Origin of the sequence: Actinoalloteichus caeruleus, from assembly GCF_049311605.1 — a bacterium.
Classification (GTDB): domain Bacteria; phylum Actinomycetota; class Actinomycetes; order Mycobacteriales; family Pseudonocardiaceae; genus Actinoalloteichus_B; species Actinoalloteichus_B caeruleus.
This window is the reverse complement of record NZ_CP186005.1, coordinates 5,822,849-5,833,404: the sequence shown is the minus strand read 5'-3', so window position 1 is coordinate 5,833,404 and position 10,556 is coordinate 5,822,849. Positions and strand designations below refer to the sequence as shown.

Sequence of the window (10,556 nt, the reverse complement as noted above, 5' to 3'; positions counted from 1 at the left end):
CAACCACGGTCGGACGCCCGACCGGGTCCGCCGTTCGGGGTGGGCCCGCGCTCCAACGGGTGTCACCTACTGCGGTTCCGCCCCGGCGCTGCCATCGTGTGGGCAGGGCGTGTGGAACGGGAGGCGGGTGGGACGAACGTGACCAGGTACGCGGGATGGACGGCGACGTTGTCCACGGCACTGCTCGGCGTGGCCCTCGCGGTCCCGGCGCCGCCCGCGGCGGCGGCGGAGGTCTCCGGGACGGCGGCCGTCGGCACCCCGGAACCGGCGGCGTCCAGCGAGCAGTCCCAGCCAGAGGACGCCGTGCACTGGTCCGAACTCCGCGCCCCCTGGTCCGGGTGGTTCCCGGCGGGGTGGCCGCTGTGGTTCTGGGACTGGGGCGACTGGTACCAGGACGACCGAGGGCCGGTGCCCTCCGGCGAGGTCGAGCCACCCGAGCCGACCCAGGCACCCGGCGGGGCGGGGAGCGATTCGGGCGGTCCCTCCGACGACGACCAGCACGTCGTCCCGGGCAGCGAGAACCCCTTCGAGGCCACCACCGGGATCTACGGAGATCCGGCGACCGAGGCGTGGAAGTGGATCAGCGACAACGCCGGCGACGAACGGGCGACCCTCTTCCTCCGGGACATCGCCTCCCAGCCGGTGGCCAAGTGGATCGGGGGCGGCGGCATCCGCGACGAGGTGAGCCGGTACGTCTCCCAGGCCGGCGCCCGGGGTGAACTGCCGGTTGTCGTCGGGTACAACGTGCCCCACCGGGACTGCGGGGGCCATTCCTCCGGCGGAGCGGCCAACGCGCGGGAGTACCGGCAGTGGCTGCGCGACGAACTCGTCCCGTCCTTCGGCGACACCCCCGCCGTGCTGGTCCTCGAACCCGACTCGTTGATCCACCTGACCTGCCTCTCCGAGGAGCGCCGCCAGGAGCGGCTCGACCTGCTGGGCGAGGTGGTGGCGGAGATGTCGGAGCGGGCTCCCCGGACGTGGGTCTACCTCGACGGTGGGGACGGGCGGCACAACCGCCCCTCCGAGATGGCGCCCCGTCTGGCGGCGGCCGGAGTGGCGGACGCGCGGGGCTTCGCCGTCAACGTGTCGAACTACAACAGCACCGAGGAGGCGGTGGCCTTCGGCGAGGAGGTTCGCGCCCTGTTGTCCTCGGACCACGGCATCGACGCGCACTACGTGATCGACACGAGCCGCAACGGCGCCGGCGCGACCGGGGACTGGTGCAACCCCCCGAACCGGCGGCTCGGGGAACCGCCTCGTCCCGCCACCGGCGACGAGCCGATGGACGCGCTGCTCTGGATCAAGCACCCGGGCACCTCCGACGGTGACTGCGGCTCGGGGGAGGGGACGGTGAGCGGCCTGTTCTACCCCCATCTCGCCCTCGACCTGATGGGCCTCCGCTAGGAGGGCGGTCCGAGGTCGTCGGCGGTCGTCGGCGAGGGCCACCGCCGGTGGCGCCGCGGGTGCTCGACAGCGTGGCCCCGGCGGATGGCACCCACTTCCACGCGGGTGCCGTGCCACCCCGCCGAGCGGAATCGGGGCGGCGCACGCTCATTCGAACCGTTCCGCGTGGACGCCCCGCGAGCCCCGGTGGACTTCCGAGCGCATTTCCACGATGTCGAATTCGTCGGTGACCGAGTCGAACTCCGGTTCTTACCGTGAATAACGGAACAATCACGGCTGTTTTCGGTGGTACGCCCCGTCGGTATGGTGCTGAGGGGTTTCCGAACCGCGGAGGACGGCGATGGTGGCGGAAGGCGAGTACGTCCCTGTTCCCGGTCGAGGTGCCACGTCTCGCCCTCGACGTCCCGGGACGGCGCGAACGTCGGTTCGTCCGAGCGGGGAACCCCGTTCCCGCCGGCGGTCCTCGGCGAAGCACCCGCGAGGTGGGCTGCGGTGAACGCGCCGATCTCCACCGGCACCGCGCACCTCACCCTGTCCCTGGTCGAGTTCGACGTCTGCTGGGAGGTGCTCGGCCTCAACGCGACACCTACGCACCTCGAGGTGCCGAGTCCCGGGAAGACCTGGGAGGAACGTCGGCAGATCGTCCGGGCGGTGCTGTCCGGTCTCACCGCCCGGGGGCTGGCTCGGGGTGGTGCGCCGCACCCCGACCTGGAGTCCTCACTCGGCTTGCTCGCCCACCCTGACTGGGGCCTGCACGGGGGGATCCGGGGGACACGCCAGGTGCGCGCCATCGGTGCCGCGAGGGAACGGCAGGGCGTGGTGGCCGCGCGGCGCGGGGACGAGGTGCGGCTGTGGCCGGCCCCGGTCTGGGAACTCGCGGACCAGCTCGTGGGCCTCGCCGGTGACCGGCCCGCCGGGCCCGGCGAATCGGTCAGCCTGCGCTCAGAGGTCCTCGAGGTGGCGAACAGGCGGGCCACCGACGCCCGGGCGCTGGCCCGCCACCTGGTCGCGGAGGGTGAGCCGCCGGGGCAGGCGCGAGCGCTGGCCGCGATGGTCGACGGGGCGTTCGGTGGCGGGCACTTCGGCGCGGTGGTCCCGGACGGCGGAACCGGGCGCCGGCGGGGCGCCGGCCGGCTCGTGGCGTTCCACGACACCCCCGGTGGTCGGTACCTCCAGCTGCGGCGCCGCACCCCGTCCGGGGCGGAGTGGGTGACGGTGACGCCGGCCGGCAACGCCAGGGTGGCCACCGCCCTGCGGGAGTTGGTCGACGAGGCGCGGGCCGACTGACCGGGGTTCCGCCAGCCGGCCCGCCCGAGCTCAGGCGCTGGTGACCGGGAGGACACCGTCCAACGCGGCGAGCGTCTGGCCGGCGTCCTGCGCGCGCACCCAGGAGCCGACGTCCGGGGACTGCCTGAGCCGCCACCAGCGGGCGATCGCCGCCGCCATCGAGTCCGTGTCGTCCGCCACCAGCCACGGGCCGGCGGGGTCGATCGCGGCCGCCAGCGGGCTCGGCACGAGGGCGGGCACGCCGTTCTCCGCGGCTTCGAGCACCTTCACGCTGACACCGGTGCTGGCCCCGAACCGGGGAACGACCACGAGGCCGACCCGGCGGTAGAAGTCCGAGATGTCGGCCACCCGGCCCGTCGCCACGACCCTCGGGTGGTCCGAGACGGCTTCGGTGCCCCGCCCGGCGAGCACGTAGTCCACGGGAACGCCCAACTGGGTCAGCCGGTGGTGGACGGGGCCGAGCAGCGCGCGGATCGCCCTGGTGTTCGGTGGCCACCCCGCCTTGCCGATGAACCCCACCACTGCCGGGGTTCTCGGTTGTTCCGGCAGCGGCGGCACCGGGGCCCGCCCCCAGCGCGGTTCGGGGGTCCTGGCGGCGGGAACCGAGGGCTCGGCCGGGGCGGGCGCGGCCGTCAGGGGGACGGGAAGCGCGGTGGCGGGAATCCCCCACTCCCGGAGGATGCCCGCATCCGTCCGGGAGAGGGCCAGCACCCGGCCGGCCCGTCCCAGCAGCCACCGTTCCGCGCGGCGGAGGCGCGGGACCTCCCCGAGCGCCCTGAGCGGGAGGGGGGCGTGCTCGGCGGCGACGGCTGACTCCACGTTGTGCGCGACGTGCCCTGCGACGGGGACCCGGGCCGCGTCGGCGAGCAGCAGCGCGGGCCAACCGCTGGTCAGCACCGTTCGTCCCGTCGACCGCTCGGCGAGCAGCCCCGCCGCCTGCGGCCAGCCCTCGAAGGAGGTGAACTTGTGGCACAGGTAGGGCTGCGTCGAGGTCATCATGGCGACGGCGACTCCCCACAGCCGCCGCCGGTCGTGCCGGATCTCCAGGGGGACGGAGCCGGCGGAGCGTTGGACCACGCCCTCGCTCGTCCACTGCCCGGGCGGGCCGGTGACGCACACCACCTCGACCTCGTGCCCCGCCGCCTGGAGGGTCCGCACGAGGCGCCGGTCCACCCAGCTGCCACCGCCCAGGTCCTGCCGTTCCAGCGGGTAGCTCGTGACGAAACAGATCTGGTTCGCGCTCATTGCTCGACTCTCCTGTGCGACGGACGGGCTGGCGGTTCGGAGATCTCGGGTGCGGGGAGCTGGCTGGTCCGCCGGGGGAAGCACCGTTCGCGCACCACCCGGGCCAGGAAGAGGGGGTTCCCGACGACGTACCGGTGGAAGAGGCGGCCGGGTTCCTGGCCGAGCCGGAAGACCCATTCGACCCCCGCCTCACGCATCCACCGGGGGGCGCGAGGAACCCGCCCCGCCGCGAAGTCGAGGAAGGCTCCCCCTGCGATGCCCAGCCGGACCCCGGTCCTGCGCAGGTGGGCGGCGAGGAACAGTTCCTGGGCTGGGCTGCCGAGTCCGAGGACGAGGAGGTCCGCCCCGCTCGCTCGCACCGCGTCGGCCACCGACCGCGCCGCCCCGGGCGGGAAGTAGCCGTGGGCGTGGCCGACGACGCGGAGGCCGAGGTGCCGCCCGGCCAGCGCGCTGGCCGCGCTCCGCGCGACCCCCGGGCGCCCGCCGAGCAGGAAGACCCGGTGCGACTGGCACGCGGCCAGGTCGAGCACGAGGGGGATGAGGTCGGTTCCGTTCAGGTTCGCTCGGAACCGCGTTCCCTGGAGGCGCGCGGCGAGCTCCACGCCGGACCCGTCGTTGAGCACCAGGTCGGCCGCGAGCAGCGTCCGGCGGTAGGCGGGGTCGCGGTGCGCCAGGTTGGCGGAGTGCGCGTTGACGAAGCACAGCACCGCGGGCTCCGGGTGGTTCAGGAGCCGGTTGGTCTCGGCGATCGCGTCGGGAACGGAAAGGTTCGCGACGGGAACACCGAGAACGGAGGTCGTCGGGATGGACGCGCGCATGCGAACATCGTGCCGCTTTCCCATGCGAAATCAGGCGTGCCACTCCTTCAACTATCGAGTGAGAGTGGAGAACCCAATGGGGGATGAGGCGATGAGAAAAGCAACTCACTGCTACCGAATTGAGAAGAAAAACCGACTGGATCGGCGATTCGGATGAAAAAGGGAGTGAACTTCGAGCCGTGGGTCCGGTCGGCAGGAGGGGCCGTCGTCACCGACCTCGCCCGGTCGAGGCGGCTACAGGCCCGGCTGCACGAGCTGGTGCCCGGCGGTGCCCACACCTACGCGCGGGGATCCGACCAGTACCCGGAGGACATGGCCCCCGTCCTGGTCCGAGGTCGAGGTGCCAGGGTCTGGGACGCGGACGGGAACTCCTACGTGGAGTACGGGAGCGGGCTGCGGTCGGTGACCCTCGGCCACGCCCACCCGCCCGTGGTCGAGGCGGTCCGGGCGTGCCTGGCCGACGGCGTCAACTTCAGCAGGCCCACCGCCCTGGAACTCGCGGCGGCCGAGGACTTCCTGGCCCTGGTGCCCGGGGCGGACATGGTGAAGTTCGCCAAGAACGGCTCGGACACGACGACGGCCGCCGTCCGACTCGCCAGGGCGGCCACCGGGCGTGACCTGGTCGCCGTCTGCCGGGACCAACCCTTCTTCTCCACCGACGACTGGTTCGTGGGGACGGTGCCCATGAACGCCGGCGTACCCTCCGTGACCCGCCAGCTCACCGTCGGCTTCGGGTACAACGACCTCCCCTCGCTGGCCGAGGTGCTCGATCGGCACCACGGGAAGGTCGCGGCGGTCGTGCTCGAACCGGCGACCGCCCTGCGCGAGCCGGAACCGGGTTTCCTGGCCGGCGTGCGCTCCCTGTGCGACCAGCACGGCGCGGTACTCGTGTTCGACGAGATGATCACCGGGTTCCGGTGGGCGGCGGGAGGCGGCCAGGCGCTCTACGGGGTGACCCCCGACCTGTCCTGCTGGGGCAAGGGAATGGGGAACGGGTTCCCGATCGCCGCGCTGGCCGGGAGACGCGAGCTGATGGAGCTGGGTGGACTGGCCACGGCCCGGCCGAGGGCCTTCCTGCTGTCCACGACGCACGGCGCCGAGTCCGTCGGGCTCACCGCGTTCCGCGCGGTGGCCCGCGTGTACCGCGAGACCGATCCGGTCGCCGTGATGGAACGGCGGGGCGCCCGGCTCGCGGACCTGGTCAACGGGGTGGCCCACGAGTTGGGGGTGGCCGACCACGTGGCGGCGGTCGGCCGACCGTCCTGCCTGGTCTTCACCACCTCGGACGCCAGGGGCGTGCCCTCGCAGGCCTTCCGCACCCTCTTCCTCGCGGGCCTGCTGCGGGGTGGGGTCCTCGGCCAGTCCTTCGTGGTCTCCGCCGCGCACACCGACGACCAACTGGACCAGACCGCCTCCGCGGTTCACTCCGCCCTCGTCACGTACCGGCGCGCCCTGGAGGCGGGGTCGACGGAGGGCCTGGTGGCCGGTCCTCCGGTGGCACCGGCGCTGCGGTCCCACGCCAGCCCGCGACAACGACCCGCCGCTCCGCCCTGACCGGGTTGAGGCGGTCGGTGCGCGGGTGGTGGTGCGGCGGGAGCCGGCGTTCCCGATGACCGGCGTGGGCGCCGCCTTCCAGGCGACCCCGGGTCACCCGAAGCGCAGAACGACGAGGCTCTGGTCGTCGTGCCGCTTGGCCCGGGGCCACCGCCGTCCGTCCGGGTCACCCTCCTCGGCGGCCCGGACCCGGTCGAGCACCGCTCGGGGCCCGTCCGTGGTCGCCTCGGCGAGGAGCTCCGGCCAGTCCCGGTAGAGGCCGTAGTCGTCGACGCCGCAGGACACGCCGTCGCTGGCCAGCAAGGCCGCTCGCACCTCGTCGCGGGGCCACCGGGCGACCACGGCGCGGTCGGCGGCATCCGGATCGGCTTCGGCCACCCAGAACCCGCCATCGACGTTGCGCGACCGCGCGGTCCCCCGCATGGCCGCGCGCAGCCGGGTCCAGTGCTCCTCGTCGTAGCCCGAACCGGAACGGAGCCGGTCCCGGAACCCACCGCGCCGCCCCGGTGAGCGCAGCCGCGCGAGTCGGTCGTCCGTCACGGGGTGGTAGCCGGTCCCGGTGAAGACCACGACCGGGCTGTCGGCCAGGACCAGCGCCTCCACGGCCGTCGACGTCCACCTGAGCAGCGCGGCGGTGCTGGATGGTGAGTCGCCGGGCACCAGGCCGTGCCGGGAGGCGGTCGAGGCGATGCCCGCGCGCAGGATGTCCCGGAGCCCCAACTCCTCGCGGGGGAGCAGCTCGGCGAGTTCGGCCGCGAGACGCTCCGCGTACCAGCCCCCGGTACGCGCCCCCGGTTCCAGTGAGGTGGCGCCGTCGAGCAGGGCGACGGAGTTCGGCAGCACCACCACCCGGTCCTCGGAGTGGTCCCGGCCCGGCCGCTCGGCCACCTCGACGTGGGGCATGGGATCAGCCTAGCCAGGGTCCGCTGGTGGAACGCGCGCTTCGGCGCACCAGGCAGGGAACGGGAGCCGGTGTCCCGGTCGGCACGGGTACCCGTGGAGCTCCCTGGAGGGCGGGCGAGGCCAACGGCCCGGTGGGTCGGGTGGGGCGGCCAGGCGGGCGTCGCTCCGGGCACCGGGTCCGCGTAGGAGCGGGGAGCGGGGGGAGCGGGGGGAGCGGGGCTGGCGCGGGTGCCCGCTCAGGACGCGGTCGCTCGGCAGCACCGCGTGCCTCGCGGTGTCGTGCGGGCGACGACGGCGCCCAGTGGCGGGACGGATTCGGTGTCCTGGCTGGTGGCGGGGTGGGGAGCGCGTGCTCCCCACCCCGCGTGGGCCCGGCCGGCACGGCCCCTCGACGTGCCGGTCGGCGAACCAGCCCTCGCCGGTTCGCTCCAGTCCCGACCAGGGTGGGTCTCGCGCGCGGGCGGGCTCTGGAGCAGCTCCGAGACACCCGCCCGTGGCGGAGGCTCGGAGGTTGGGATGTCTCGAGTGGAGTGGTGGCTCCCCGCTCGCCGAGCCGCGTTCTGGTGTGCCGAACGCCAGCCGACCGTACCCGCTGTCGACTGTCGACGGTGCCTCGTCAGCGGAGTGGGGGGTCTGGGCATCGGGCGGGGGAGCGGGAGCGGAACACCCGAGGTCTCAGTCGGGGGACGGCGCGGGGCGTCTCGCCAGGTGCGTCGACGGCGACATGTCCTCCAGTCGGGAAACCCGTACCAGGGTGGGCTCGTCGAGGTCCGGCGTGAAGGTGAGCATGGCGGTGATGGTGCGGTAGCCACCGTCGTGGCCAACGGCGGAGCTCGCCGGGCTGATGGCGTGCGCCGGTCGGCTGGCGGGTTCCCCCGGCGGCCCTGGGGTGTCGGGGTGGGCGTCCTCGCCGGCCGTCGAGCCGTCCGCTGAGGACGGGACACCCGGCGACGGGGAGTGCCGTGCCCTGCCGGCCGGCTGCGCTTCCCGGCGGACGGGGTCGGCCGGGAAGCCGGCGTGCGCCGGTGACGGGGCCGAACCGCCGTCCGCGTGACCGGACACCGCCTCCTCCTCGGTGGCGGTGCGCTCCTGTTCGGGATCCGTCGACGGGTCGCCGCTCGGGCTCGCGGTGCCGTCCTCGGCCGCGCCGCACTGGCTCGCCGCCGGTGGGGTGCCGTGTTCGCCCTGGTCCACCAGCTCGTCGGGCGATGGGTCGTCCGGGACGCCGGGGCGGGCGGTGAGGAACACCTCGGGCACGGTCGGAGCGGCGGGCGGGGCCTCCTCGGCGGAACCCCCCTCCCAGGGCAGCGCCGGTCCGGGCTCCCGGGCGGGTGGTGCGGTGACGAAGTCCACCGGGACAGGTTCGAGCGGGGGGAGGTCCGGCTGGAGGCCCTGGATTCGGTCGGGAAGACCCCGGAGGCGTTCCTCGAACGCCCGCGTCGCCGCCACGATCCGGTCCTCGACGGTGTGGCTCGCCGCGGGCACCGGCGGGGGATGGGAGGGCAGTGGCGCGGCGCCGGGCGCCGGCGGGGTGAACTCCTCGGCCGACGCGGTCACGCTCGTGCCGAGCCAGGCTCCGACGACGAGCCCCCCGGCGGCGAGGACCCGCAGCCCGATGGCCCGCAGCAGCCGCCCGCGACGGGCCGCGGTCGCGGTGCTGGCCACCCTCACCATTACCACCTGTTGGTTGCCTTCACCTGAGTTCGTTCCGCACGTGCCCTGGAAGGTCCGGCGGTGTCGTGTCGCCGGCGGGGTGGGGCACGTCGCGGAGGACATTCACATCGTCCGCTCCCGCCGTCCGCAACGCGAGCATCCCCTGTCCCAACCACTCGTACAGGCGGACGATCCGCACCGGTTGAGGGATAGGCGACATAGGGGTCACTGTGGGTTATCCACGCCCGGAAGCAGGCTTGATCGGTTGAGTGCGCCGGTCCGCCGCCCGGATGCCCACGCATCCCCACTCACCACCTCGGGTGAAGAGATCACCGGCCGGGCGCGTCCGGCCGATGACCGAAGATGATCTTGGCAAGCTGGCTGCCATGACGATCTCGAACCTGCCGGTGGGACCGGCCGCCGAGTCCCAGCGGCCGCTGCCCGACCTGGTGGAACAGCTTCGTCCCTACGACCCGGACCTCGTCGTGCACGACCCGGGCGGCCCGGCGGAGTGCGTGGTCCGGGGCGGTGAGCTGCTCGTCGCCGCCGACAAGGCCGAGCTGGTGCGGGACGGGCTCCGGCGTTGGGTGGACGGGGAACAGACGCACGACCAACTCGGCGTGACCCGCCTGCGGCTCCGCCCCGCGGAACGCGGTCACTGCGTCGAGCTCGCGGCGGAGGCCGCGACGGCGGCCGGCACGACCGGACCGTCGTCAGTGCAACCCAACCACGTGCACTTCGGCAGCCCGGTCCTCCACGGAACCCCCCTGCTCCAGGACACCCCCGCGCCGGTCGGCCCCGAGCTGGACCGACCAGGGGAACCGGTTCCCCCCGCGCCCGCCGACGAGGTCTGGGAGCCGGCGGTCACGGTGGCCGTGCTCGACACGGGCCTCGACCCCCACCCGTGGTTCGCCGGCCGCACCTGGTTCTCCGAGTGGGGTCTCTCCCCGGAGGTCCTCGACGCCGACGACGACGCCGGCCAGGACCGGCACGCGGGCCACGGCACCTTCATCGCCGGCATCCTCCTCCAGCACGCGCCAGGGGTGACCCTGCGCCACCAGCGGGTGCTGTCGTCCCTGGGGATCACCGACGACGTCACGGTCATGGGTGGGCTGCGCCGGGTCCGCCGCCGTGCCGCCGGCAGCGGGGAGCACGTGCACGCCGTCGTGCTCAGCTCCGGATGCCTGACCGCCGACAACGCCTGCCCGCCGCTCCTGCGCCGGGAGGTGCTCGCGTACCGGGACGCCACCGTGGTGGCCGCCGCCGGGAACCTCGGCTCCGACCGGCCGTTCTGGCCGGCGGCCCTCCCCGAGGTGCTGGCCGTCTCCGCGATCGACGCGGCGGGCCGGCGCCCGGGCTTCGCCAACCACGGGCCCTGGGTGGACGCCGCCGCTCCTGGCGTCGACGTCGCCTCCAGCTTCGTGCAGCTGCGGCCGGGGGCCGGGTACCACGCACCGGGGACCGAACACCGGAGGTACGGCTTCGCCCGGTGGAGCGGCACTTCCTTCGCCGCGCCGAGGATCGCGGCCGAGTTGGCCCTGCTGCGGCGGAACGGGGTGACGGCGGAGGCCGCCCGGGCCGAGGTGTTGCGGCACTTCCCGGCACGCTGAGGGACCGCCGACGGCCGTCCCCGCTCACCCCTTCGGGCGGTCCTGGGCCCCGCTCGGAGCCGAGACGGGTGCTGACGCCTCC

General features: G+C 74.3%; 9 protein-coding genes. 4 read left to right on the top strand and 5 right to left on the bottom strand.

All coding sequences use genetic code 11. The features are described 5' to 3' along the window. Positions 1-138: 138 nt before the first annotated feature. Together ACOJVX_RS24150 and ACOJVX_RS24145 are read left to right on the top strand one after the other, a co-directional pair. Positions 139-1,404 (top strand): glycoside hydrolase family 6 protein, encoded by a 1,266-nt coding sequence (locus ACOJVX_RS24150; protein WP_155886205.1) that lies wholly within the window; start codon positions 139-141, stop codon positions 1,402-1,404. 492 nt (positions 1,405-1,896) lie between these two features. After that, positions 1,897-2,691 (top strand): ESX secretion-associated protein EspG, encoded by a 795-nt coding sequence (locus ACOJVX_RS24145; RefSeq protein ID WP_051314157.1) that lies wholly within the window; start codon positions 1,897-1,899, stop codon positions 2,689-2,691. 30 nt (positions 2,692-2,721) lie between these two features. On the opposite strand, the gene ACOJVX_RS24140 is transcribed toward ACOJVX_RS24145, so the two are convergent. Together ACOJVX_RS24140 and ACOJVX_RS24135 are read right to left on the bottom strand one after the other, a co-directional pair. After that, the gene (locus tag ACOJVX_RS24140; protein ID WP_026419635.1) at positions 2,722-3,936 is read right to left on the bottom strand and encodes a glycosyltransferase; all 1,215 of its coding nucleotides are present in this window, start codon (positions 3,934-3,936) and stop codon (positions 2,722-2,724) included. Continuing rightward, on the bottom strand, positions 3,933-4,754 hold the full coding sequence (locus ACOJVX_RS24135) for a WecB/TagA/CpsF family glycosyltransferase (protein ID WP_051314156.1): 822 nt from the start codon (positions 4,752-4,754) through the stop codon (positions 3,933-3,935). Before ACOJVX_RS24135 ends, ACOJVX_RS24140 begins: the two co-directional genes overlap by 4 nt. A gap of 153 nt (positions 4,755-4,907) precedes the next feature. On the opposite strand from ACOJVX_RS24135, the gene ACOJVX_RS24130 reads away from it, so the two are divergent. Then, complete coding sequence (locus ACOJVX_RS24130; protein WP_051314155.1) at positions 4,908-6,308, top strand: glutamate-1-semialdehyde 2,1-aminomutase; 1,401 nt, start codon at positions 4,908-4,910, stop codon at positions 6,306-6,308. Positions 6,309-6,401: 93 nt separating this feature from the next. Here the strand turns inward: ACOJVX_RS24130 and ACOJVX_RS24125 are convergent, their stop codons facing one another. The 3 genes from ACOJVX_RS24125 to ACOJVX_RS24115 all read right to left on the bottom strand — a co-directional run bounded on the left by ACOJVX_RS24125 (position 6,402) and on the right by ACOJVX_RS24115 (position 9,084). Further along, a complete protein-coding gene (locus ACOJVX_RS24125; protein ID WP_030104560.1) occupies positions 6,402-7,211 on the bottom strand; it encodes a protein phosphatase 2C domain-containing protein in 810 nt (269 codons plus the stop codon). 675 nt (positions 7,212-7,886) lie between these two features. Beyond that, positions 7,887-8,882: a hypothetical protein gene (locus ACOJVX_RS24120; protein ID WP_422647104.1), complete on the bottom strand. Its 996-nt coding sequence runs from the start codon at positions 8,880-8,882 to the stop codon at positions 7,887-7,889. Positions 8,883-8,904: 22 nt separating this feature from the next. Then, positions 8,905-9,084 (bottom strand): hypothetical protein, encoded by a 180-nt coding sequence (locus ACOJVX_RS24115; RefSeq protein ID WP_030104558.1) that lies wholly within the window; start codon positions 9,082-9,084, stop codon positions 8,905-8,907. 166 nt (positions 9,085-9,250) lie between these two features. Between ACOJVX_RS24115 and ACOJVX_RS24110 the strand changes: the two genes are divergently transcribed. After that, positions 9,251-10,474, top strand: a complete 1,224-nt coding sequence (locus ACOJVX_RS24110) for a S8 family peptidase (RefSeq protein WP_026419632.1) — start codon at positions 9,251-9,253, stop codon at positions 10,472-10,474. The last annotated feature ends 82 nt before the right edge of the window (positions 10,475-10,556 follow it).

Bases quoted from the DNA above. Each gene is read 5' to 3' on its own strand.
- ACOJVX_RS24140 (WP_026419635.1), bottom strand. From the start codon at position 3,936: ATGAGCGCGAACCAGATCTGTTTCGTCACGAGCTACCCGCTGGAACGG.
- ACOJVX_RS24135 (WP_051314156.1), bottom strand. From the start codon at position 4,754: ATGCGCGCGTCCATCCCGACGACCTCCGTTCTCGGTGTTCCCGTCGCG.
- ACOJVX_RS24130 (WP_051314155.1), top strand. From the start codon at position 4,908: ATGAAAAAGGGAGTGAACTTCGAGCCGTGGGTCCGGTCGGCAGGAGGG.
- ACOJVX_RS24125 (WP_030104560.1), bottom strand. From the start codon at position 7,211: ATGCCCCACGTCGAGGTGGCCGAGCGGCCGGGCCGGGACCACTCCGAG.
- ACOJVX_RS24115 (WP_030104558.1), bottom strand. From the start codon at position 9,084: ATGTCGCCTATCCCTCAACCGGTGCGGATCGTCCGCCTGTACGAGTGG.
- ACOJVX_RS24110 (WP_026419632.1), top strand. From the start codon at position 9,251: ATGACGATCTCGAACCTGCCGGTGGGACCGGCCGCCGAGTCCCAGCGG.